Consider the following 23,476-nt stretch of genomic DNA (forward strand, 5'->3'; position numbering starts at 1 on the left):
GCAGCTGCAGCAGGCTGCGCGGCGGCGAAGTTCTGCGGCTGCATGGAGGTCTGCTGGGGCGGCTGATTGGCCTGGGCGAGGGCGGCCACCACGGCGGTGGCCGAGATCGGGGCAAGCTTCGTGAGTTCGCGCTCCGGCACATCCCCCGCCACCTTGCGCAGTGCCACCATGGCGGCGTTTCGCGAGCCGTAGATGTCGCCCAGGATGGCATTGCCGTCGGACACGGCCTCGGCATCGGTGAGGGCTTCCGGCTCTTCCAGCGGCAAGGCCCCGGCCCCTTCCTCGATCAGGTCGAGAAGCGATTCGAGGAGATCCTCGTCGGCAGCGGCCTTCGTCTTCAGTTTCTTGACGATGGCGGGGCAGAGCTTGCCCATGGCCTTCCGCGTTTCGGCCTCATCGAGATCGAGGCTGCGGGCTACATGGGAAAACAACTGCCCCCCCTGCGCCGTCTCCAGCATCATCATCAGACTCATCTAGCCCACTCCGCTCCGCTTCAAGCGCCTCCGCTTCGTGCCGCAATCCTATAGGCTGTGACCACGGACGCAACGCCGAAGATGACGGACCCCAGTGCTATCCCGGCCAGCACGCCTTCGGGGCCAGCGAGGTGCGCGCCCATCAGCGCGAAGGGAATGGTGCCGAGCGTGGCCTTGCCCCAGTTGAACCAGGTGGAGAGGTTGGGACGGCCCAGATTGTTGAAGGCCGCGTTGGACACGAACTGTGCGCCAGCGAAAGCCCAGCTGATGCCGATGAATGTGCAGAAGAACACCACGATGTCGACCGTGCGGCCCGCCGCGTTGAAGGCCTCCGCGATCTCGTGCCTGAACAGGAACAGGACGATCGAGGTGATGACTGTGTAGATGGCCGAGAAGATGAGCCCGTCGGTGAGCGTCTGCAGCACCCGGTCATAGCGCTTCGCCCCGAAGTTCTGCCCGATGATGGGACCGACCGACCCCGACAGCACGAAGATCATGCCGAAGGCCACCGGAATGACGCGGCCGATGATGGCGGAGGCCGCCACCGCCTCGTCGCCGAAGGGCGCCACCTCATAAGTGACGTAGGCATTGGCGAAGGGCGTCGCCAGCTGCGTGAGGATCGCCGGAAGTGCGATGGCCCAGATTGCTGGAAAGTCGCGTCTCAGGCCATCGAGGCGCAGCGGATTGAGGAAGCCATGCACCTTCGAGACGCCGTGAAGGCCGATGCCGAAGGAGACGAGATAACCCAGCACGGTGGCCGCCGCCGCGCCCTGGATGCCCCAGCCCAGCCAGAAGATGAACACAGGATCCGCCATCGCCGTGATGATGGCCGACGACAGCGTGATGTACATGGCGCGCCTTGCATCGCCGAGGCCGCGCAGGATGAAGGAGCAGCACACGGCACCGGTGATGAGGACATAGCCCGGCGTCATCGTCCAGATGAAGACCTGTGCCAGCCGCTTCGCTTCACCTTGTGCGCCCAGAAGAGACAGGAGTGCGCCCGAGCCTGAGGCAATCGCAACCGTGATAATGGCGGAGACGATGAGTGAGAAGAGCAGGGCGCTGGTCGCATATTGTCTGGCGCGGCCCGCATTGCCCGCGCCCAGATTGCGCGCCACCAGCGCGGCTGCGGCAATGCCGGTGCCGATCGAGACCGAGAGATTGCTGAACACGATGGTTCCGGCATAACCGATGGCCGCCGTCACCTCCGTCTGGTTCAGCATCGACAGGAAGAACAGGTCGATCAGGTCGACGAGGAACAGCGACATGAGGCCGAGCGCGCCGGTGAGTGTCATCACCACCACATGCCGCATCGTCGAACCCTCGATGAAGCGGGCCTGGATGGTTGGCACCGGTGCGTTCATGCGTCGAAGCCCAGTTCGCGGACTTCAGGAAGCAGCTGCTGGTAGCTCCGGAAGTGATGGCCGCGGAGGCCTGCCATGCGGGCGCCCGTCACGTTCGAGCGCTTGTCGTCGATGAACCAGCACCGTGACGGTTCCATGGCCATGCGTTCCATGAGTTTCCGGAAACTCACCGGGTCGGGCTTCTTGGTTCCGAACTCGAAGGAGTAATAGTGTTCCTTGAAAACGTCTGTAAGATGCGGAAACAGATCATTGATCGTGGCCTTGGTGAGCGGGCCGTTGTTGGTATAGATCGCTGTCCGCGCCTGTTCGCCCACACGCTTGGCAAGCTCCAGCATGTCCGGCCACGGCTGCATTGCGTCGCGCCGCGCTGCCACCCAATCCTCGCGCGTCAGCGGATGTCCGATGCGCCGCCCGAATTCGCGCAGGTAGTGATCGGGATCGAGATAACCTCCTGAGTCCGCGTCGTCTTCGAAGCCCGAATCCCAGATCGCCGTCCGGATGTCGCGCGGCGTCTTGCCTGAAATCCGCGACAGCACGCGCAGTCTCTTGCCGAGGTCGTAGCGGCACAGGACATCGTCCATGTCGAAGATGACGGCTTCGGGTTTCATGTCACGATGCGGCGGTGCCGCCCACCGTGAGCCGGTCGATCCGGAGCGATGGCTGGCCGACACCGACGGGCACGCCCTGACCCTGCTTGCCGCAGGTGCCGATGCCGGAATCGAGTGCCATGTCGTTGCCCACCATCGAGATGCGGGTGAGCGCGTCAGCGCCCGCGCCGATGAGCGTCGCGCCCTTCACGGGTGCCGTGATCTTTCCGTCCTCGATCAGATAGGCCTCGGTGCAGGAGAACACGAACTTACCGGACGTGATGTCGACCTGGCCGCCGCCAAAGGACTTGGCGAAGAGGCCGCGCTTGATCGAGCGCTGGATTTCCTCTGGGTGCTTGTCACCCGAGAGCATGTAGGTATTCGTCATGCGCGGCATGGGCGCATGCGCATAGGACTGGCGGCGTCCATTGCCGGTTGGGGCCACACCCATGAGGCGCGCATTCATGCGGTCCTGCATGAGACCCACGAGAATGCCGTCTTCGATCAGTGTGGTGGAATGAGACGGCGTTCCCTCGTCATCGATGGTGATCGAGCCGCGGCGGTCGGGGATGGTGCCATCGTCCACGATGGTAACCCCCTTGGCGGCGACGCGTTGGCCCAGCATGCCGGTGAAGACGGAGGTCTTCTTGCGGTGGAAATCACCCTCGAGCCCATGGCCCACGGCTTCATGCAGCAGGATGCCCGGCCAGCCCGGACCGAGCAGCACATCCATTTCGCCAGCCGGTGCCGGCCGTGCTTCAAGCGAGACGAGGCTCTGGCGAAGCGCCTCGCGCGCGGCGGCCTGCCACACCTCCTCGGTGAAATAGGACAAGGGCTCGCCACGCCCGCCGAGGCCGTGGCTACCCTGGCCCTGTTCCTTGCCATCTGAGGAGACCACCGAAACATTGAAGCGCACGAGCGGCCGCACGTCACGGTAGCCCGCTCCATCGCCACGCAGGATTTCCATGGCCTGCCAGTCGGCCGACATCGACACCGACACCTGCTTCACTCTGGGATCGAGCCCGCGCGTGAAGGCATCGACCGTCTGCAGCAGCGCGATCTTTTCGGAAAAGCCCATCGCATCCGAGGGGTTGGTGTCGGCATAGAGCCTCGCGTTGGTGCGTTCGGGCGCAATGGCGTGGGTCACGCTTCCACCCGTCGCAACCGTGCGGCAGACCTCGGCGGCCCGTTGCAGGGCCGAAACCGACAGATCGGTCGCATGGGCATAGGCCGCTGTCTCGCCCCGGACCGCGCGAAGCCCGAAACCCTGCGATTCATCGAAGCTTGCCGACTTCAGCTTGCCGTCGTCGAAGACCAGGCTTTCGGATTGGCGCTTTTCCACGAAGAGTTCGCCATCCTCGGCACCATTCAGTGTGTCAGCGACTATGGCCTCGGCCCTGGACCGGCTGAAGTCGGCGGAATCAAAAAGCGAGACGGGAGCACTCTGCGGCACGGGATCACCTGTTCCTGAAACTGTCGGACCCAAGATAGGTCACTGGTCATTGATCTGCCAGTGGAGATCGACAGGGCCATCCCTCGTACGCAAAAAGAAGCGAGGCGGGCCATGACCCGCCTCGCAGAATGTTGGAACCGGGTAAACTCAGTTCTTCTCGAGATCGGCCAGCGCGGCGGAGAAGCCAACGAGCGACAGCTTCATGGGCAGGCCGATGCCGGGCGCCTCGTAGATGATGAAGTTCGCTTCATTGCCCTTCTTCAGCTTCGCGATCGTATCGGGCGAGGCCTCGGCAAAGGCCATGCAGACTTGCGGCATGCAGCGCGTGAAGGGAACGCGGCCCACGGCATTGCCGTCGATCTCGAGCGCCACGCCGGTCGGCAGGAACACGCCGATAGGCGCGATCACCCGCATGTTGATCATGCTCTTGTCGCCGGCCATGGTCCGGACGAGAACCAGGGTGAGGTTGGCTTTGGGATTCTTCTCGTTCTGCGTGGTCTGCACCATGCCGCACTGGCGGCCTGGAGGCTGGCCTTCCGCCGCCGGAGCATTGGTCTCACATTGAATCTTCCATTGGCCATGCGTCGCGATGACATCGACCTTCGGAGCGCCCTCGGCGCCCGGCTGCTGGCCTGTCTTGCCAGCCCGCGGCCCGAACTGGGACGGCTGCTGCTCATTCTGCGCAACGGCGATGCCGCTCAGGGTCAGGCTGAGCGCGAAACCAAGGGCGGAGAGAGCGAGCATGCGGCTCTGTTTCGATTTGATTCGCACAGGTATGGCACCTTCTGGTTCTTGATTCGGCGGGTCATAGCGCCGGGAGCCGGCGTAGACAACCCGGTTTCCCCCGGAAAAACAAGGGGCAGGCGGGCTGTCCGGCGAGGAGCTTTGGTCAGCAATTGGGGCAGAATTCCGGTTGCATACGACCCCCTCCACGCAATGACGTTTTGCCGCGCCTGCCCAAGTTGCGGGCGGCGTCCGAATGTGGTTCACAATCGCCCTTCGGAGAAGGGGCTTCAGGGACAGCCGTGGCCGCCGCCGTCTTGCACAGGTAACCAAGTGCAAGGACCTGAATTGGAGAGGGTGACGATGAGATTTCGGAACACGTTGACGGCACTGGCAGGCACCGCCGCCGGACTGGCCGGAGCGGACGTTGCGCAGGCTGAAAACCCCGCGTACAGCCATGCCGTGCCGTGGCAGATGGGGCTTCAGGAGGCGGCTTCGCCGTCGATGGAAGGCATCCACTGGTTCCACAACGGCCTGCTCCTGCCGATCATCACGGTGATCACGCTCTTCGTCCTGGCGCTGCTCATCTACGTCATGGTGAAGTTCAACGCCAAGGCCAACCCGGTTCCCTCGCGTACCACCCACAACACGGCGATCGAAGTCGTCTGGACCGTTGTCCCCATCCTGATCCTCGTGGTCATCGCCATTCCCTCCTTCCGCCTGCTCTATCTCCAGCGCAACATTCCACCGGCCGACATGACCATCAAGGTGATCGGCAATCCGAGCTGGAACTGGACTTACGAGTATCCGGACCTGGGCACCAACGAGGACGGTTCGGCCAAGGTGAACTTCACGGCCTACCTGAAGGAAGAAGCCAAGGATCTCGCAACCGCCCGCACCGCAAACGTTCCTTACCTCCTGGCAACCGACGTTCCCGTCGTGGTTCCGGTCAACAAGGTCGTGAAGCTCATCGTCACTTCCGACCCGGACGGCATCATCCACGCATGGACCATTCCGTCCTTCGGCATGAAGATCGACGCCATCCCCGGCCGCCTGAACGAGGACTGGTTCCAGGCATCCAAGGAAGGCGTTTACTATGGCCAGTGCTCCGAGCTTTGCGGCAAGGACCATGCCTACATGCCGATCGAGGTGCATGTGGTCTCGCAGGCCGACTATGACGCATGGGCCGAGAATGTGAAGACAGCCGGCGCCGAACAGGCCCGCGACATGCTCTTCGCCACGCTCAAGGCCAAGGGCCAGCTGGCTCAAAACTAATTCGGGAAGAGGCAAAACAAGAATGGCACACGCAGCAGCCGCTCATGACGATCACGGCCACCCGACCGGGTGGAAGCGCTACGTCTACTCCACCAACCACAAGGACATCGGCACGATGTACCTGTGGTTCGCGATCCTCTCCGGCCTCATCGGCGGCATCCTGTCCATCGTGATGCGCATGGAGCTCTCGGAACCTGGAATCCAGTATTTCGCGGGTCTCGCCTCGATGGTCTATGGCGCGCCCGCCGATGCGGCAATCGACGCCGGCAAGCACATGTACAATGTGTTCGTGACGGGCCACGCGCTGCTCATGATCTTCTTCATGGTCATGCCCGCCATGATCGGCGGCTTCGGCAACTGGTTCGTGCCGCTGATGATCGGCGCGCCTGACATGGCCTTCCCGCGCATGAACAACATTTCCTTCTGGCTGCTTCCCCCGGCGCTTGGCCTGCTGCTGATCTCGATGTTCGTCGAGGGACCCGCGGGTGCTTATGGCGTCGGCGGCGGCTGGACCATCTATCCCCCGCTTTCGACCACGGGCCAGCCCGGCCCCGCCATGGATTTCGCCATCCTGGCGCTCCACATCGCGGGCGCATCGTCGATCCTCGGCGCCATCAACTTCATCACCACCATCTTCAACATGCGCGCTCCTGGCATGACGCTGCACAAGATGCCGCTCTTCGTCTGGTCCGTGCTGGTCACCGTCTTCCTGCTGCTGCTGTCGCTCCCCGTTCTTGCGGGCGCCATCACCATGCTGCTGACCGACCGCAACTTCGGCACGTCGTTCTTCGTGCCGTCAGCCGGTGGTGATCCGATCCTGTTCCAGCATCTGTTCTGGTTCTTCGGCCACCCGGAAGTCTACATCCTCATCCTTCCCGGCTTCGGCATCATCTCGCACATCGTGTCGACCTTCTCGAAGAAGCCCGTGTTCGGCTATCTCGGCATGGCCTATGCCATGGTCGCGATCGGCGTCGTCGGCTTCATCGTCTGGGCGCACCACATGTACACAGTGGGCATGGACGCCGACACGCAGGCTTATTTCGTTGCCGCGACGATGATCATCGCGGTGCCGACGGGGGTGAAGATCTTCTCGTGGATCGCCACCATGTGGGGCGGCTCGATCGAGTTCAAGCCGCCGATGGTGTGGGCGCTGGGCTTCATCTTCCTGTTCACCGTGGGCGGTGTCACGGGCGTGGTTCTGGCCAACGCCGGTGCCGACCGCGTGCTGCACGACACCTACTATGTCGTTGCCCACTTCCATTATGTGCTCTCGCTCGGCGCCGTCTTCGCCATCTTCGCGGGCTGGTACTTCTGGTTCCCGAAGATCACCGGCTACATGTACAACGAGACGATTGCCCACGTGCATTTCTGGGTCACCTTCGTCGGCGTGAACCTGGTGTTCTTCCCGCAGCATTTCCTCGGTCTCGCTGGCATGCCGCGCCGCTACATCGACTACCCGGATATCTACACCGGCTGGAACCAGGTCTCGTCCTACGGCTCCTACATCTCGGCCGTCGGCGTCCTGATCTTCCTGTTCGGCGTGTTCCAGGCCTATTCCCGCAAGGAAAAGGCTGCGGACAATCCGTGGGGCGTTGGAGCGACGACGCTGGAGTGGACTCTGTCTTCTCCGCCGCCCTTCCACCAGTTCAACACGCTGCCCGTGATCAAGTAACGCAAGTCTGATGAGCGATCTCAACACATACGCCGCCGACACCCCGGCCACCGCCGAAGGTGGCCAGGGTTCCGTCGGCGACTATTTCGCGCTGCTCAAGCCGCGCGTGATGTCGCTCGTCATCTTCACGGCCTTCGTCGGCATCATCGCCGCGCCCGGTGCTGTTCATCCGTGGATCGGCTTCGTGGCTCTGCTGGCGATTGCAGTCGGGGCTGGCGCCGCCGGCGCCCTCAATATGTGGTACGACGCCGACATCGACGCGATGATGAAGCGGACCGCTAAGCGTCCGGTGCCCAAGGGCGTGGTGCTTCCGAGCGAGGCGCTGGGCTTTGGCCTCACGCTTGCCGTGGGCTCGGTCCTGGTTCTGGGCCTGCTTGTCAATGTGACGGCTGGCGCGCTGCTCGCCTTCACCATCTTCTTCTATATCGCCATCTACACCATGTGGCTGAAGCGCCTGACGCCACAGAACATCGTGATCGGCGGTGCAGCCGGTGCATTCCCGCCCATGGTTGGCTGGGTGTCTGTCACGGGCTCCGTTGACCTGGGCTCGATCGCGCTCTTCCTCATCATCTTCATGTGGACTCCGCCGCACTTCTGGGCGCTGGCGCTGTGGAAGAAGATCAACGCCGACTACACCAACGCCGGCGTTCCCATGCTCCCTGTTGTGGCCGGCCCGGACGAGACGCGCCGCCAGATCCTAATCTACACGCTGCTTCTGTTCCCCATCACGCTGCTGCCCTCGCTCACCGGCACCACCGGACTGTTCTATACGGTCACGACTGCGGCGCTCGGCGTTGTGTTCATCTACCATGCGGTGCAGGTCTACCGGCTCCGCGAGGGCGTCGAGGCCGAGACCGCGTGCAAGAAGCTGTTCGGTTTCTCGACCCTCTGGCTCTTCCTGGTGTTTGCGCTGATCCTTGTGGAGCGCGGGCTGGGCCTTCCCGCTTTTGCTCCGGTTCTCGGATGAATGACGCCATGACAAAAACGCCATTCGGCCCCGAGGACATGTCGCGCCGCAAGAAGCGCGCGGCTGTGATGGCTCTGATCCTTTTTGCCCTCGTCGTGCTGTTCTTCGTTACCACCATTGTCCGGCTGGGCAGCGGTGTTGCGGATAGGGCATTCTGATGCGCGCGCCGGACCCGAAAAAGAACCTCCGCGTGGCGGCACTTGCCGCGGGCGTCGCGGTGGGCATGGTGGGCCTGGCCTATGCATCCGTCCCGCTCTACCGGCTGTTCTGTCAGGTGACCGGTTTTGCCGGAACCACGCAACGCGCCGAGGCCGCGCCGCAGAGAACCACTGAAAAGACTGTGGTCGTGCGTTTTGACGCCAACACGTCCGGCAGTCTGGAATGGGGCTTCCATGCCGCCCAGACCGCGATGACGGTCAAGCTCGGCGAGCAGAATATGGCCTATTACCGGGCCACCAACAATTCCGCCAGGACCGTCACGGGCACGGCTGTGTTCAACGTGACGCCGGTAACCGCTGGCGCATACTTCAACAAGATCCAGTGCTTCTGCTTCACCGAGCAGACGTTGAAGCCGGGCGAGAGCGTCGAGATGCCCGTCGACTTCTTCGTCGACCCCGACATGCTCGACGATCCGGATGCCGTGGATATCAAGGAAATCACCTTGTCCTATACGTTCTATCCGGTGGACAAGCCCAAGGCTGTTTCAGAGGCGCCCGCCGCCTCCGGCAGCGTCACGAACTGAGGAGTAGGGGAAATGGCTGACGCCCACGCAAAGAACCACGACTATCATCTCGTCGATCCAAGCCCATGGCCCTTCGTCGGTTCCATGTTCGCCTTCATCATGGCAATCGGCGCCGTCATCTGGATGCACGGCAGCACGTCCGCCGTGGTGCTCCTCGGCTTTGCTGGCGTCCTCTACACGATGTTCATGTGGTGGCGCGACATCATCAAGGAAGCCAACAAGGGCGACCACACCGAAGTCGTCGGCATCCACCTGCGTTACGGCATGCTGCTGTTCATCGCCTCCGAGGTCATGTTCTTCGTGGCCTGGTTCTGGGCATTCTTCGATGCCAGCTTGTTCACCGGCGAAGCCATCCAGGCCTCACGCGTCACGGCCACCGGCGGCGTATGGCCGCCAAAGGACGTGGCTGTCTTTGACCCGTGGCACCTGCCGCTGGTCAACACCTTGATCCTGCTCACGTCGGGCACGACCGTCACCTGGGCGCATCACGCACTGCTGAACAACGACCGTCAGGGCCTCAAGATGGGCCTTCTCGCCACCGTCGCCCTCGGCGTGCTCTTCACCTGCGTGCAGGCCTATGAATACGCCCACGCGGCCTTCGCCTTCAGCCGCGACCACGGCGGCAACATCTACGGCTCGACATTCTTCATGGCGACCGGCTTCCATGGCTTCCATGTGCTCGTCGGCACCATCTTCCTGCTGGTCTGCCTGTTCCGCGCCTATGGCGGTGCCTTCACGCCGAAGCAGCATTTCGGCTTCGAGGCCGCTGCCTGGTACTGGCACTTCGTGGACGTGGTCTGGCTGTTCCTGTTCGCCGCGATCTATATCTGGGGCTCGCACGGCGCCGTCATTCCGGAACACTGAACGCTGAAATCCGCTAAGACTGGGGCCGCACCGGACAACCGCTGCGGCCCTTTTGCATTTCGAGGCCAGACATGACCGAAAATTACTATCCCGATATCTCGCCCTTGAAGACCGGCATGGCCGGCACCTGTCCGCGCTGCGGCCGCGGCAAGCTGTTCGACGGCTATCTCACGGTGGCCCGCAAGTGCTCGAGCTGCGGGTTGTCCTATGAGTTTGCCGATGGCGGCGATGGGGCTGCCTGGTTCGTCATGCTCTTCGTCTGCGTCGTCGGCGTTGGCTCGATCCTGGGGGTGGAAGTCGCCTACAGCCCGCCCTTCTGGGTCCATGCGCTGATCGCCATCCCGGTCCTCATTCTCCTGCCGCTTGTGCTGCTGCGCCCGGCCAAGGGCGTTCTCATCAACCAGCAATGGAAGACCGGCGCCCGCGAGGGACGCCACGACACATGAGACCGCACGAACGTCCACCACGCATCTGGTCCATCGTCCTTGCATCCGTCATCGGCGTCGCCATTCTGGTGACGCTCGGCGTTTGGCAGGTGCAGCGGCTGCACTGGAAGGAAGGCCTTCTGGCCCAGTTGGCCGCCAATGCCTCGGCACCTCCCGCTGGCCTGGCAGATGTCGAGGAGCGGGCCGCCACGGGTGGCAGCGTCGAGTTCATGCGTGTGAAGTTCCGCGGCACCTACCGGCATGACGCCTGGAAGAAGATGATCTCCACCTATGACGGCGGTCAGGGCTGGACCATCATCACCCCGGCTGTCTCGGCCGACGGCGATGCCGTCATTGTCGATCGCGGGCGCATTCCGGGCCAGAGACTCGAGAGTTTCGACCGGCCCGAAGGCGAGGTTGATATTCTGGGCGTCATCCGCACCTATCCCAACGGCCAGGCCTATTTCGACCCCGCCAACGATCCGAAAGCCAATCTCTGGTACTGGTGGGACGAGCCGGGCATGCTGCGCGAAAGCAATCTGCCCGGCGGATTGAAGCCGTTTCCCTTCGTGGTCCAGCTTCTACCGGAATCCGTCATCGCCGACTTCCCGAGGCCGCCCGAGCCCAAGGCCAACCTTGCGAACAATCATCTGGGCTACGCCATCACCTGGTTCGGCCTCGCGCTCACGCTCGTTGGCGTCGCGGGCTTCTACATTCGCGAAGTGAAGAAGGCCACGAAGGGCTGATGCCGCACGGCCCAGCGGTCTGAGGAACAAATCCATCGCTTGATGGAGCCGGTGCCGGAGGCTAAAGGAGCCCCATCTTCTTGAGGGGGCACGGCCGTGCGCTATGTTTCGACCCGGGGCGAAGCTCCGGATCTCGGTTTCGAAGACGTTCTGCTCACCGGTCTTGCCCGCGACGGCGGCCTTTATGTGCCGTCGTCATGGCCGCAGCTCTCCACGCGCGACCTGACGCATCTTCAGGGCAAGTCCTACGAAGACGTGGCCTATGCCGTGATGCATCCCTTCATTGGCGGTGCTGTGCCGGAAGCTGAACTCCGGCAGATGATCGCCGCCGCCTATGCCAGTTTCGGCCATCCCGCCGTGGCGCCCTTGAAGCAGATGGATGACAACCAGTGGCTTCTTGAACTCTTCCACGGGCCAACACTCGCCTTCAAGGACGTCGCCATGCAGTTGCTCGCGCGGCTGATGGACTGGGCGCTGGCCCGCCGCCGCACCCGCGCCACCATCGTCGGCGCCACCTCCGGCGATACGGGCGGTGCCGCCATCGAGGCCTTCAAGGCCAGCCGCCATGCCAGCGTCTTCATGATGCACCCGCATGGCCGCGTCAGCGACGTGCAGCGCCGCCAGATGACCACGGTGGATTCGGCGAGCGTCCACAACTTGGCCATTGAAGGCAATTTCGACGATTGCCAGGCGATCGTGAAGGCGCTGTTCAACGATCTGGCCTTCCGCGACAAGGTTGGCCTCGCTGGCGTCAATTCCATCAACTGGGCCCGCATCATGGCCCAGACAGTTTACTATGTGACCGCGGCCCTGTCGTTGGGCGCCCCCGGCCGCGCCGTCAGCTTCTGCGTGCCCACCGGAAACTTCGGCGACATCTTCGCTGGCTTCGTCGCAAAGCGGACGGGACTCCCCATCGACCGGCTGGTGATTGCTACCAACGTGAACGATATTCTCGACCGCACCCTCAAGACGGGGCGCTATGAGCAGCGCGGCGTGAAGGCCTCGACCAGCCCTTCGATGGATATCCAGATCTCCAGCAATTTCGAGCGGCTGCTCTTCGAGGTTCATGGCCGCGACCCCTATGCGGTGCGCCGCCTGATGCAGAACCTCAATCAGTCCAGCGCCTTCACCATCGCAGACCGCGAACTCGACCAGATCCGCCACGAGTTCGATTCGGGCGCCACCGATGAAGCTGAAACGGCAGAGATCATCAGAACCACACTTGCAGCGACGGGCGAGTTGCTCGATCCGCATACCGCCGTGGGTTATGCTGTGGCCCGCAAGGCAAAAGCATCCGCAAGCCCCATGGTGACGCTCGCGACCGCGCACCCCGCCAAGTTCCCCGATGCGGTGGAAAGGGCCAGCGGCATCCGCCCTGCATTGCCGCCCCGCCTCGGCGACTTGATGGATGCCAAGGAACGGTTCACAGTATTGCCCAACGATGTGGCGAAGGTGCGGGACTTTATCCTCTCGCACCAGACCGCCTGAAGCAGAAAAGCAGAGTAGAGCGTATGAGTGTCGAGATCACCCGTCTTCCCAATGGCATCAACGTGATCACGCACCACATGCCGCATCTGGAGACGGTGGCGCTGGGAATATGGGTGAAGGCCGGGGCCCGCGATGAACGCGCCGAGGAAAATGGCATCGCGCATTTCCTTGAGCACATGGCCTTCAAGGGAACGCCGCGCCGCTCCGCCCGCGCCATTGCGGAAGAAATCGAATCGGCGGGCGGCGACATCAATGCCGCCACCGGCATGGAAACCACGACGTATTACGCCAAGGTGCTGAAAAACGACTGGGCCCTCGCCCTCGACATTCTGGCCGACATCTTCACCTCGCCCGAACTGGCCGAGGACGAGCTCGAGCGTGAGCGCGACGTGATCCTGCAGGAGATCGCCGCCGCCCATGACCAGCCGGACGATCTGGTGTTCGACCTGGCACAGGCCGCGAGCTTCGGCGACCATCCGCTTGGCCGTTCCATCCTCGGCACGCATGACCTGATCGGCGCCGTCACCCGCCAGCAGATCCTCGACTGGCGAAACCGCAACTACTGGGGCTCGCGCATCGTCGTCGCGGCCGCCGGCAACATCGACCACAAGGCGTTTGCAGCCGAGGCCGAACGGCTTCTGGGCCACATCGAGAGCGGCCAGCAGCCGCAGCGCGAGCAACCCGCATTCACGCCCACCGCCTGCACGGCAGAGAAGCCGCTCGATCAGGCCCACATCGTCCTCACCTTTGAGGCACCCAGCTACCGCGACCCCGAGATCTATGTGCTGCAGGTCCTGTCGAACATCCTCGGCGGCGGCATGTCTTCGCGGCTGTTCCAGGAGGTGCGCGAGAAGCGCGGCCTCTGCTACAGCGTGTTCTCCTTCGGCTCGGCCTATGAAGACGCGGGGCAGGTCGGCGTCTATGCCGCCACCTCGCCCGAACATTCGAACGAATTGGTGGAGTTGACGACCGGCATCATGCTCTCGGTGGCGGAACAGGTGAGCGAGGCGGAGGTGGCCCGCGCCAAGGCCCAGCTCAAGGCCAGCCTCGTGATGAACCTCGAAAGCGCATCCTCGCGCGCCGACCAGATCGCCCGGCAGTTCCTCGCCTTCGGACATGTGCCGGCCATTTCCTCGCTGGTCGCCAAGATCGACGCGGTGACGCCCGAACAGGTCCGGGGATTGGCCGAGCGCCTGTTTACCAAGCGCACGCCCGGATTCAGCGCCGTCGGCCACATCTCGCAGCTCGCAGGCTATGACGCCATCGGGCGGCACTTCGGCTAGACCCATGGCCTTCCTGCGCTCTCCCTTCGCATCCGACCCGCCGCCCATCCTCAGGGATTCCCGCGTGATGCTGCGCGTACCGGACGCGCCGGACTATGAGCAATGGGCGAAGCTCAGGGCTTTGAGCCGCGACTTCCTCACGCCCTGGGAGCCGACCTGGCCGGCCAACGACCTGACACGCTCCGCCTTCCGCAATCGCATCCGGCAATACTGGCGCGACATCGACGATGACCTTGCCTATCCCTATTTCATCTTCGATGCCGGCGGCCACACGCTGCTTGGCGCCCTCACGCTCTCCAACGTCCGCCGCGGCGTGGCGCAGACAGGAACGCTGGGCTACTGGATCGGCGCGCCCCATGCCCGCCATGGCTACATGTCCTCGGCCGTCAGTCTCATGCTCGGCTTCGCCTTCCGCCACCTCTCGCTGCACCGGGTGGAGGCTGCCTGCCTGCCGCACAACCAGGCCTCGATCTCGCTCCTGCACAAGTGCGGTTTCGAGCACGAGGGGCTGGCGCGGGGCTACCTGAAGATCGCCGGCGAATGGCGCGATCATCTGCTCTTTGCCCGGCTTTGTGACTGAAACTGTCAACTCTCTGATGTATCATGCCTTGCCATGAGGCAGACAGACAGACTAGCTGACCACATGAGTCGTGGTGGTGAAAGGGTGAGAGGCGGTATTGCCCGCGTTCTGCCGCTGTTGATGCTGCTTGTTCTGGCGGCACTGGCACTGCCGCGCGCTGCCCACGCCATCGACCTGGTCGATACTGCTAAATCAGCCCCCCAGATGGACCTCGAGTCCTATCTTGCGGGCTTGAACACGGAGCAGCGCGACATCCAGATCGAAAGGCCCGACTCCCACACGTCCGTCCGCACCTACATGATGCTGAACGGCAAGGGCCCGGGTCCACTGTTCCGCTGGGTGGCGGCGGGCTTCGGCAACAGCGGCACCGAACCGCGCGACATGGTGGTCGCCATTCCGCAACAGGGTTTTGCGGGCTCGGGTTTCCTTCTCCCCCGGCTGGCCGGCCCACGTGTGGTGAACATCGTCACGGCTGGTGATCTCGAACTGCAGCTGCTTCCGATCCTGGGCGAGAACGCCTACGCCTTCACCATGGCGCCGGGCGGCACCTCGGCCATCGCCTTCGAAATGGCCGATGGCGGCACGCCGCCGGTGCTGCTCTGGCAGCGCGGCACCTACGATGCGCGCAAGGATTACCTGTCCTTCTTCCGGGGCGCGCTGCTGGGCGTCTCCATGCTGCTCACCCTGGCGCTCTTTGCGCTCTATGGCTTCCGCTCGCGTCCGCTGTTCCCCATCGCGGGCGGGTTCGCTGTGTCGAGCGTGGGTTTCATGATGTTCGAGGCAGGGCACCTGCCAGTCATCGTGGACTACCTGTCGCTCCAGGCGCTCAACGTGCAGACCGCGCGCGCCGTCATCGAAGGCTCCATGGCGGCCTTCCTGCTGCTTCTGCTGGCGTCCATCTCGGAACTGCAGCGCGTCGCCCGCATGGCCGGCAACCTTCTCCTCGTTGCAGGCGGCCTTGCCTTCGCCATCCCCATCTACGGCTTCGCCGAGCCGCTTCTTGCAACCACCCTTGCGCGCGGTTTGTTTGCCGCCACGGCCTTGCTGGGCTTCATCCTCATCTTCGTGCTCTGGCGCCGCGAGGAGGCCAAGGCCGAAACGGCGCTGCTGCCGTGGTGTGCCATTCTCGTGTGGACCTTCCTCGCCGCAATGGCGGCGCTGACCGTCGATCCGGGTCCATCGATCTCTGCCGTCCTCCTCGCCGGTCTCTGTGCCGTGCTGGTCATTCTCGCCTTCACGCTTGCCCATCACGCGTTCAGCCAGGGCTACCTCTCGCGCCATTTCTTCCGTGACGCGGGCCGCCATGCGCTGGCGCTAGCGGGCGCGCGCTCTTATGTTTGGGACTGGCAGCCCGAAGAGGGAGATCTCTATGTCAGCCCCGAGATCGAGCGGGCACTGTCACTGCCGCCGGGCATCTTTGCCGAAGCGGGTGCCGAGGCCTTTCTTGAACTGCTGAACCCTTCTGACAGGACCGCCTATCTCGCCGCCGTCGAGGAGGCGAGCTACGATGGCCGCGCTCCGATCGAGAAGGAATTCCGTCTGCGCCACGGCGATGGCAGCTATCGCTGGTTCGAACTGCGCGCCCGCGCCATCACCGGGCATGGCCAGCGCGCGGTGCGCCTGATCGGCACGCTGGCCGACGTCACCAATGCCAAGATCGCCGAGGAACGCCTCCTGCAGGATGCCGTCTATGACGTCGTCACGGGGCTGCCCAACCGCGCGCTTTTCATCGACCGCCTCGGGCGCGCGCTGGAGGCGGCGGGCGCGGGCGTACAGCACAATGTCTTCGTGCTGCTGGTCGATCTCGACCGGTTCAAGATGGTGAACGAGGCCATGGGCCATGAGGCAGGCGACGCGCTGCTCGCCGTGGTCGGCCGCCGCCTGAAGGCGGAGATGGGCACTGCCGATTCGATCGCACGGCTTCCCGGCGACAAGTTCGCCATCCTCTTCCACGAAATCCCGGGCGCCCGCGACGTGGTCGCCTTCGCCGATGCGCTGATCAAGGCGGTTGCCCGCCCGATCAAGCTCGACGACCAGGAATTCTTCCTCACGGCGTCCGTCGGCATCGCGCAGTTCCGCGAGGAGGTCATGTCCTCCGAGCAGATGATGAAGGATGCCGCACTCGCCCTCTACGAGGCCAAGCGTCAGGGCGCGGGCGCCGTCGAGCTGTTCAATCCCGCGATGCAGGACGAGCGGGCGGAGCTTGTGGTGCTCGAGTCGGAACTTCGCCGCGCCATCGAGCGGAACGAGATCGAGATCCACTACCAGCCGATCGCGCGGCTGGCCGACCTGCATCTTGCCGGCTTCGAGGCGCTGGTGCGCTGGCGTCACCCCACGCTGGGCCTGTTGTCGCCCGAGAGCTTCATCGGGCTGGCCGAAGAGACCGGGATGATCCGCGACATCGGCCGCGCGGTGCTGAACGAGGCAGGCCGCCAGCTTGGCATCTGGCAGCGCGCCTACCGCCCGGCGGAGCCTGTCTTCGTGGCGGTGAACATCTCTTCCGCCCAGTTGATCGAGCCAAGCCTGGTCGACGACATCAAGCAGATCCTCAACCGCGAGAACCTGCTCCGCGGCAGCTTCAAGATCGAGGTGACCGAATCCCTCGTCATGCAATATCCGGAGCGTGCCGCGCAGATTCTCGAACGCTTCCGCGAGTTGGGGGTGGGACTCTCCTGCGATGATTTCGGCACGGGTTATTCCTCGCTGTCGAGCCTGCGCAAGCTGCCCTTCGACACGCTCAAGGTGGACCGCAGCTTCATCTCGACGGATGCGCAGGACCAGCGCGCCGGGGTCATCCTCGACTCGATCATCGCCATGGGCCATGCGCTGGGCCTCTCGATCGTGGCCGAGGGGATCGAGACGCAGGCGCAAGTCGACAGGCTGGGCGAAATCGACTGCGACTATGGGCAGGGCTTCTTCATCGGCAGGCCGCTCACCGCCAAGCAGGTGAGCGATGCGCTGGCGGGCCTGCCCTATGCCTCGACCTCGGGGCGCACCGCCATCACCTGGCTGTGGGAAAGGGCCCTCAAGGACCCGCCGCCCGAGCCGAAGATGAGACGCGTGACAGCCGGGGACATCGAGGAGCAGCGCAAACCCGCCAAGCCCCGTCCGGTAGCACCCCTGCCGCCGCTGCAGGCCAAGCCGAGGCCCGTGGTGCCGCCCGTCATCCCCCCTGTGGTTGAAGACCCTGTTCCGGTGCGTGATGACATTCCGGAGACCATCGCTGCGCCTCAGATTGAAGCCGCGCCGGAGGTGGCAGGGCCAGAGCCCTTCGAGAGTGCCGGGGAAATGCCTGCCGGGGAACCTGCTGACGGCGATGCGCCGCCGCCACCGAACCCGCGCCGCAGGAAGTTGAAACGGCGGCTGCCCAACATCGGAGTGGCCGCCGACTGATCCTCAGGCGTGGCCGGCCTCGCTCGACAGCATGGCCGGATCGATCTTCAGTTTGCGGAGCGCGGCGGCATAGCGCTCGTCATAGTCCACACCGAACAGCAGGTCCTCGTCGGCGGCCACCGTCAGCCAGCCATTGTGCTGGATCTCGTTCTCGAGCTGCCCCGGCGCCCAGCCCGCATAGCCCAGCGCCAGAACCGCGCGTTGCGGACCTTGTCCCGATGCCATGGCCTTCAGGATGTCGACGGTGGCGGTCAGTGCGATGTTGCCCGCGACCGGCAGGCTCGAATCCTCGGTGAAATAGTCGCTCGTGTGCAGCACAAAGCCGCGCCCCTGTTCCACCGGGCCGCCGAACAGCACCGGCATCTCCATCAGTTCCGCCGACGGCTCCATCGGACTGTCCTGGGGGTGGAGGTCGAGCTGCGAGAGGAGATCGCCGAACCGCATCATTGGGGTGGTCTTGTTGATGATGATGCCCATGGCGCCCTGTTCGGAATGCGCGCACATGTAGACGACGCTGCGCTCGAAGCGGGTGTCGCCCATGCCCGGCATGGCGATCAGCAACTGGCCATCAAGATAGGGAGTCTTGGTCATGCCATTTCCCTTTGAGTGTCCCTCCAGACTAACGTTCTTTCCGTCCCGATCAAAGACCAAGATGGTGACGGGAAGGTGATTGGCGCCAGCCCCGCTTTCTTCCATATAGGGGCGATGCTGTTACGATCAATCATCATTGGCCTGTCGTCTCTCCTGCTGGCAATGCCCGCTGCCGCAATGGAAAAACCCTATCGCGTCAGCCTTGTGGGCGACGGTTATGACGGTAAGGCGTGGCACACCGGGCTGCGGGTCGAACTTGCGGACGGCTGGAAAACCTATTGGCGGATGCCCGGCGAGGCGGGCATTCCTCCGGAATTCACCTGGAAAACCTCGGTTCCCGCTTCTGTCGAGGTGTTCTATCCCGTACCTGGCCGCCATGCGGACGCAAGCGGCGAAACAGTGGGCTACGAGCATGAGGTGATTTTTCCTGTCCGCGTCGAGGCCGGCACCGCATCGGAGGTCTCGCTCTCGCTTGATCTGTTCTTCGCCGTCTGCAAGGACATCTGCATTCCGGCACAGGCAAAAGCCTCGGTCGACCTCGGGTCCATGATGAGCGATCCGCGAGGAACTGCTCTCGTGGAGGATTGGCGGGAAGCCGTGCCGCGGCCAGGCTCTGCCGTGATGAATGCCGAGATTGCCACCGAAGGCGGCAAGCCCGCATTGCATCTGAAGCTGGCTGAAGGCGTCGATGACATATTCGTCGAGACCGGCACGTCCGCCTATTTCCGCAAGCCCCGCTTCTCGGCCGACGGGCGGATCGCCACCCTCGCCATCGACAACGTGGCCGAGCCTTCACAGCTTCGCGGCAAGACGCTGATGCTCACCTATCGCATCGGCACCATGGGCCTTGAACAGGCCGTGACACTCCCCTAATCCGCTCAACTCAAAATCAACAAAGGACATATCCATGACCATTCAGCCTGGCGACAAGCTTCCCGCAATTGATTTCGCCGTGATGACAGCGGACGGCCAGCAGAAACTCTCGACCGATGTCGTATTCGCGGACCGCAAGGTCGTGCTGTTTGGCCTGCCGGGCGCCTTCACGCCCACCTGCAGCATGAACCACCTGCCGGGTTTCCTGCTGGCCTTTGACGACATCAAGGCCAAGGGCGTCGACACGATCGCCTGCACCTCCGTGAACGACGTCCACGTGATGAGCGCCTGGGGCAAGGCCACCGGCTCCGATGGCAAGATCATGATGCTGGCCGATGGCAATGCCGAGTTCGCCAAGGCCGTGGGCCTCGACGTTGACCTCACCGTCGCCGGCATGGGGCTCCGCTCGAAGCGCTACTCGATGATTGTCGAGAACGGCGTGGTGAAGACGCTGAACATCGAGACCGAGCGGGGCGTGAATGTCTCGGGCGCCGAGACGATCATGCAGCAGCTTTCGACGGAAGGCGTCGACGCCTGAGCGAAGCCGAAGGGGGCCGCGCGAAACGCCCGGCCCCTATTTTTTCCGCTTGAACGGCGCCATTCCCTCACGGGCCAGTTCATCCGCGCGCTCATTCTCATCGTGGCCGGCGTGGCCCTTCACCCAGTGCCACGAAACCTGATGCTGTTTCAGGGCCAGGTCGAGCCTCTGCCATAGCTCGACGTTCTTCACCGGCTTCTTGTCGGCGGTCTTCCAGCCGTTCTTCTTCCAGCCGTGAATCCACTTGGTGATGCCGTCTTTCACGTAGTTCGAATCGACATGCATCTCGACCGGGCACGGCCGCTTGAGCGATTCCAGCGCCATGATCGCGCCCATCAGTTCCATGCGGTTGTTGGTCGTCTCGGCCTCGCCGCCGAAGAGTTCCTTGCGCGTGCCGTTATAATCGAGAATGACGCCCCAGCCTCCCGGACCCGGATTGCCGGAGCAGGCCCCATCCGTATGCACGATCACCTTGTTCTCGCTCATGCGGAGGCTTGAGCCTCGCGCAGCTCACGCGGCAGCTTGAAGGATACGTTCTCCTCGCGGAGCGTCGCGTTCTCTACCGTCACATCGTAATGCGCGCGGAAGGCGTCGACGATCTCGTTGACAAGAAGCTCGGGCGCCGAGGCCCCCGCGGTGATGCCGATGATCGACAGGCCCTGCAGTGATGGCCAATGCAGCTCGCTCGCGCGCTGCACCAGAAGCGCTCGCGGCGTGCCGTGCCTCTCTCCCACTTCGACGAGCCGCTTCGAGTTCGATGAGTTGGGCGCACCCACTACCAGCAGCAGTTCGATGCGGCCTGCGATCGACTTCACCGCGTCCTGGCGGTTGGTGGTCGCGTAGCAGATGTCTTCCTTGTAGGGCCCCTTGATCGCAGGAAAACGCCGCTGCAGCGCCGCGATCACGTCCTTCGTGTCATCCACCGAAAGCGTGGTCTGCGTGACAAAGGCGAGCTTTTGCGGATCGCGCACCTGAAGTGCAGCAACCTCGTCCGCCGTCTCGATCAGCGTCACGGCGCCATCCGGCAACTGCCCCATCGTGCCGATCACCTCGGGGTGTCCCTTGTGGCCGATGAGGATGATCTCGAAGCCATCCGCATGGTGGCGCTGCGCTTCCATGTGAACCTTGGTGACAAGCGGGCAGGTGGCATCGAGCTGGAACATGTGCCGCGCGGTGGCCGCTGCGGGCACCGACTTCGGAACGCCATGGGCGGAGAATACCACGGGCCGGTCGCCATCGGGGATCTCGTCAAGCTCTTCCACGAAGATGGCGCCCTTGGCCTTGAGGTCGTCCACCACGAACTTGTTATGCACGATCTCGTGGCGCACATAGACGGGCGCGCCATAGAGCGCCAGCGCCCGCTCCACGATGTCGATCGCCCGCACCACCCCGGCACAAAAGCCGCGGGGGGCCGCCAGCAGGATGGTGAGCTTCGGCTTGATCATGGAGCTTTAAATGCGGGGGTCGTAATGGGATGTCAAGGCGGGGCAAACCCGTGCTGCAGGTTGAGGCCATGGGTTCCAGTGTCCGGTCGCAGGCCGTAGGTGGCTTCGTTCACGGGCAGGGATCGGCACCTGTCGCATCTGCGAATAACCCCGCGTCTGATCCCTTTCACACAGGTCTGCTCTGACTTGGGCCCTGCTTGACTTCCCTCCCCATCGGCCTAGTCTCGGACCCGTTCAGCACAGCGCCTTGTGCGGAAGAGACCGGTTCACTCCGGCGCCGAAGGAGCAACCGCCCCGGAAACTCTCAGGCAAAAGGACCGCGAGGCGTCACCTGACTCTGGAGAGCAGCGGGTTTCGATTGGAAACCAGCTCACCGAAGGAGCCAAGCGTCCGGAGTTCCATGTCTCCGGGCGTCAAATCTCTCAGGTCTCGTACAGAGGGGGCAGACGCGGCAACAGCCGGGTCTCGCCACGCCTTGTCCGGAGACTTTCATGACTGATTCTGCGCCTCACCGAACGGCTCTTTATGACGAGCACGTCCGCCTTGGCGCGCGCATGGTGCCCTTCGCGGGCTATGACATGCCCGTGCAATACCCCACCGGCATTCTCGCCGAACACAACTGGACCCGCGAGAATGCGGGCCTGTTCGATGTCTCGCACATGGGCCAGTGCGTGATTTCGGGGCCCGGCTTCGAAGCCGTGGCGAAAGCCATGGAAAAGCTGGTGCCAGCCGACATCCTGAGCCTCGCTCCCCATCAGCAGCGCTATTCGCAACTCCTCAGCGAGGAGGGCGGCACGCTCGACGATTTGATGATCACCCGTCTTGCCGAGGACGGCACGCTCTATGTGGTCGTCAATGCCGGACGGAAAGACCATGACTACGAGTGGATCGAGCGCCACCTGCCGCGCGGCGTGAGCCTTCAGGTCGCGGGCGGATTGTCGCTCATGGCGTTGCAGGGCCCGAAGGCGGAAGACGTGCTCGCGAAGCACGCGCCGCAACTGCGCGCGCTGAAGTTCATGCATTATGCCGATGCCGAGATTGCTGGCATCCGCGTGCAGGTGTCGCGCTCGGGCTATACGGGCGAGGACGGTTTCGAGCTTTCGGTTTCAAATGCCGAAGCCGCGAAACTCTGGACCCTCCTGCTGTCCGATCCGGCGGTGAAGCCCATCGGGCTCGGCGCGCGCGATTCGCTGAGGCTCGAAGGCGGGCTCTGCCTTTATGGGCACGAATTGGACGAGACCATTTCCCCCGTCGAGGCCGATCTCCTCTGGTCGATCCAGAAGCGCCGCCGCAGCGAAGGTGGCTTCATCGGCGCGGCGCGCGTGCAGAAAGAACTCGCAGACGGCGTGTCCCGCAAGCGCGTCGGCATCAAGCCGGAAGGCCGCGCACCAGCACGCGACGGTACGGTCATCACCGACACGGCCGGCCGCCAGATCGGCACCATCACATCGGGCGGATTTGGGCCAACCGTCGGCGGCCCCATCGCCATGGGCTATGTCGAGACGCAATCGTCCGTACCCGGAATATCCGTTCATCTGGTCGTGCGCGGCACGCCCATGCCTGCGCAGATCGTCAAGCTTCCCTTCATCCCCAACCGCTTCAAACGCTAGGAGCCTTTCCATGACCGTCAAGTACAGCAAGGACCACGAGTGGGTGACCGTCGAGAACGGCATCGCCACCATCGGCATCACCAATCATGCACAGGAACAGCTGGGCGATGTCGTCTTCGTCGAGCTTCCGGCGATCGGCAGGAAGGTCGAGAAGGATGGCGATGCCGCCGTGGTCGAGAGCGTCAAGGCCGCCAGCGAGGTCTATGCGCCGGTCTCGGGCGAAGTGGTGGAGGTCAACAAGGAACTCGAAGGCGACCCCGCCATGGTGAACCGCGATGCCGAGGGCGATGCCTGGTTCATGAAGGTGAAGCTCGCCAATCCCTCCGAACTCGACGGCCTGATGGACAAGGCCGCCTATGATGCATTCGTGAACGGTTGAGAACA

The 23,476-nt window shown here is 63.6% G+C and carries 24 protein-coding genes and 1 riboswitch; of the genes, 16 read left to right on the forward strand and 8 right to left on the reverse strand.

The annotated features are described in order from the left end of the window. The 5 genes from ACEW8Q_RS20265 to ACEW8Q_RS20285 all read right to left on the reverse strand — a co-directional run. Positions 1–473, reverse strand: a 473-nt coding sequence (locus ACEW8Q_RS20265) for a DUF937 domain-containing protein (protein ID WP_373505879.1), incomplete at its 3' end; no start/stop codon positions are given. A gap of 20 nt (positions 474–493) precedes the next feature. Beyond that, positions 494–1,837 (reverse strand): MATE family efflux transporter, encoded by a 1,344-nt coding sequence (locus ACEW8Q_RS20270; protein WP_373505880.1) that lies wholly within the window; start codon positions 1,835–1,837, stop codon positions 494–496. Continuing rightward, positions 1,834–2,445 carry an HAD family hydrolase gene (locus ACEW8Q_RS20275; protein WP_373505881.1) on the reverse strand — a complete coding sequence of 204 codons (612 nt, stop codon included), beginning with the start codon at positions 2,443–2,445 and terminating at the stop codon, positions 1,834–1,836. The genes ACEW8Q_RS20270 and ACEW8Q_RS20275 overlap by 4 nt, the downstream gene beginning before the upstream one ends. A gap of 1 nt (position 2,446) precedes the next feature. Further along, entirely contained in the window at positions 2,447–3,877 is a 1,431-nt protein-coding gene (tldD, locus tag ACEW8Q_RS20280; protein ID WP_373505882.1) for a metalloprotease TldD, read from the reverse strand. Positions 3,878–4,024: 147 nt separating this feature from the next. Beyond that, entirely contained in the window at positions 4,025–4,621 is a 597-nt protein-coding gene (locus tag ACEW8Q_RS20285) for an invasion associated locus B family protein (RefSeq protein ID WP_373505883.1), read from the reverse strand. Positions 4,622–4,963: 342 nt separating this feature from the next. Between ACEW8Q_RS20285 and coxB the strand changes: the two genes are divergently transcribed. From coxB to ACEW8Q_RS20345, 12 genes are all read left to right on the forward strand, one after another. Further along, the gene (gene coxB / locus ACEW8Q_RS20290) at positions 4,964–5,875 is read left to right on the forward strand and encodes a cytochrome c oxidase subunit II (protein ID WP_373505884.1); all 912 of its coding nucleotides are present in this window, start codon (positions 4,964–4,966) and stop codon (positions 5,873–5,875) included. Between the two features lie 22 nt (positions 5,876–5,897). After that, positions 5,898–7,547: a cytochrome c oxidase subunit I gene (gene ctaD, locus ACEW8Q_RS20295; RefSeq protein ID WP_373505885.1), complete on the forward strand. Its 1,650-nt coding sequence runs from the start codon at positions 5,898–5,900 to the stop codon at positions 7,545–7,547. Positions 7,548–7,557: 10 nt separating this feature from the next. After that, on the forward strand, positions 7,558–8,514 hold the full coding sequence (locus tag ACEW8Q_RS20300) for a heme o synthase (protein ID WP_373505886.1): 957 nt from the start codon (positions 7,558–7,560) through the stop codon (positions 8,512–8,514). Between the two features lie 8 nt (positions 8,515–8,522). Then, the gene (locus ACEW8Q_RS20305) at positions 8,523–8,672 is read left to right on the forward strand and encodes a hypothetical protein (RefSeq protein WP_373505887.1); all 150 of its coding nucleotides are present in this window, start codon (positions 8,523–8,525) and stop codon (positions 8,670–8,672) included. After that, on the forward strand, positions 8,672–9,256 hold the full coding sequence (locus ACEW8Q_RS20310) for a cytochrome c oxidase assembly protein (RefSeq protein WP_373505888.1): 585 nt from the start codon (positions 8,672–8,674) through the stop codon (positions 9,254–9,256). Before ACEW8Q_RS20305 ends, ACEW8Q_RS20310 begins: the two co-directional genes overlap by 1 nt. A gap of 12 nt (positions 9,257–9,268) precedes the next feature. Then, the gene (locus ACEW8Q_RS20315) at positions 9,269–10,120 is read left to right on the forward strand and encodes a cytochrome c oxidase subunit 3 (protein WP_373505889.1); all 852 of its coding nucleotides are present in this window, start codon (positions 9,269–9,271) and stop codon (positions 10,118–10,120) included. A 71-nt stretch (positions 10,121–10,191) separates the two neighbouring features. Then, positions 10,192–10,566, forward strand: a complete 375-nt coding sequence (locus ACEW8Q_RS20320) for a DUF983 domain-containing protein (protein WP_373505890.1) — start codon at positions 10,192–10,194, stop codon at positions 10,564–10,566. Then, entirely contained in the window at positions 10,563–11,291 is a 729-nt protein-coding gene (locus ACEW8Q_RS20325) for an SURF1 family protein (RefSeq protein WP_373505891.1), read from the forward strand. Before ACEW8Q_RS20320 ends, ACEW8Q_RS20325 begins: the two co-directional genes overlap by 4 nt. Before the next feature lie 96 nt (positions 11,292–11,387). Further along, on the forward strand, positions 11,388–12,779 hold the full coding sequence (gene thrC / locus ACEW8Q_RS20330) for a threonine synthase (RefSeq protein ID WP_373505892.1): 1,392 nt from the start codon (positions 11,388–11,390) through the stop codon (positions 12,777–12,779). Positions 12,780–12,802: 23 nt separating this feature from the next. Continuing rightward, the gene (locus ACEW8Q_RS20335) at positions 12,803–14,062 is read left to right on the forward strand and encodes a M16 family metallopeptidase (protein ID WP_373505893.1); all 1,260 of its coding nucleotides are present in this window, start codon (positions 12,803–12,805) and stop codon (positions 14,060–14,062) included. Positions 14,063–14,066: 4 nt separating this feature from the next. Next, the gene (locus ACEW8Q_RS20340) at positions 14,067–14,642 is read left to right on the forward strand and encodes a GNAT family N-acetyltransferase (protein ID WP_373505894.1); all 576 of its coding nucleotides are present in this window, start codon (positions 14,067–14,069) and stop codon (positions 14,640–14,642) included. A gap of 63 nt (positions 14,643–14,705) precedes the next feature. Further along, entirely contained in the window at positions 14,706–18,035 is a 3,330-nt protein-coding gene (locus ACEW8Q_RS20345) for a putative bifunctional diguanylate cyclase/phosphodiesterase (protein WP_373505895.1), read from the forward strand. A 3-nt stretch (positions 18,036–18,038) separates the two neighbouring features. On the opposite strand, the gene ACEW8Q_RS20350 is transcribed toward ACEW8Q_RS20345, so the two are convergent. Beyond that, positions 18,039–18,626: a YqgE/AlgH family protein gene (locus ACEW8Q_RS20350; RefSeq protein WP_373505896.1), complete on the reverse strand. Its 588-nt coding sequence runs from the start codon at positions 18,624–18,626 to the stop codon at positions 18,039–18,041. A 114-nt stretch (positions 18,627–18,740) separates the two neighbouring features. On the opposite strand from ACEW8Q_RS20350, the gene ACEW8Q_RS20355 reads away from it, so the two are divergent. Together ACEW8Q_RS20355 and ACEW8Q_RS20360 are read left to right on the forward strand one after the other, a co-directional pair. Continuing rightward, positions 18,741–19,499 carry a protein-disulfide reductase DsbD domain-containing protein gene (locus tag ACEW8Q_RS20355; protein WP_373505897.1) on the forward strand — a complete coding sequence of 253 codons (759 nt, stop codon included), beginning with the start codon at positions 18,741–18,743 and terminating at the stop codon, positions 19,497–19,499. Positions 19,500–19,533: 34 nt separating this feature from the next. Next, entirely contained in the window at positions 19,534–20,037 is a 504-nt protein-coding gene (locus ACEW8Q_RS20360) for a peroxiredoxin (RefSeq protein WP_373505898.1), read from the forward strand. 36 nt (positions 20,038–20,073) lie between these two features. On the opposite strand, the gene rnhA is transcribed toward ACEW8Q_RS20360, so the two are convergent. Together rnhA and ispH are read right to left on the reverse strand one after the other, a co-directional pair. Beyond that, a complete protein-coding gene (rnhA, locus tag ACEW8Q_RS20365) occupies positions 20,074–20,523 on the reverse strand; it encodes a ribonuclease HI (RefSeq protein ID WP_373505899.1) in 450 nt (149 codons plus the stop codon). Next, complete coding sequence (ispH, locus tag ACEW8Q_RS20370; RefSeq protein WP_373505900.1) at positions 20,520–21,482, reverse strand: 4-hydroxy-3-methylbut-2-enyl diphosphate reductase; 963 nt, start codon at positions 21,480–21,482, stop codon at positions 20,520–20,522. The genes rnhA and ispH overlap by 4 nt, the downstream gene beginning before the upstream one ends. A gap of 242 nt (positions 21,483–21,724) precedes the next feature. Beyond that, a riboswitch (glycine riboswitch) is annotated at positions 21,725–21,812 on the forward strand. Positions 21,813–21,973: 161 nt separating this feature from the next. Here ispH and gcvT point away from each other — a divergent pair. Then, entirely contained in the window at positions 21,974–23,092 is a 1,119-nt protein-coding gene (gcvT, locus tag ACEW8Q_RS20375; RefSeq protein WP_373505901.1) for a glycine cleavage system aminomethyltransferase GcvT, read from the forward strand. 10 nt (positions 23,093–23,102) lie between these two features. Then, positions 23,103–23,471 (forward strand): glycine cleavage system protein GcvH, encoded by a 369-nt coding sequence (gene gcvH, locus ACEW8Q_RS20380; RefSeq protein WP_373505902.1) that lies wholly within the window; start codon positions 23,103–23,105, stop codon positions 23,469–23,471. The last annotated feature ends 5 nt before the right edge of the window (positions 23,472–23,476 follow it).

Source organism: Aestuariivirga sp., from assembly GCF_041738905.1.
Lineage (GTDB): Bacteria > Pseudomonadota > Alphaproteobacteria > Rhizobiales > Aestuariivirgaceae > Aestuariivirga.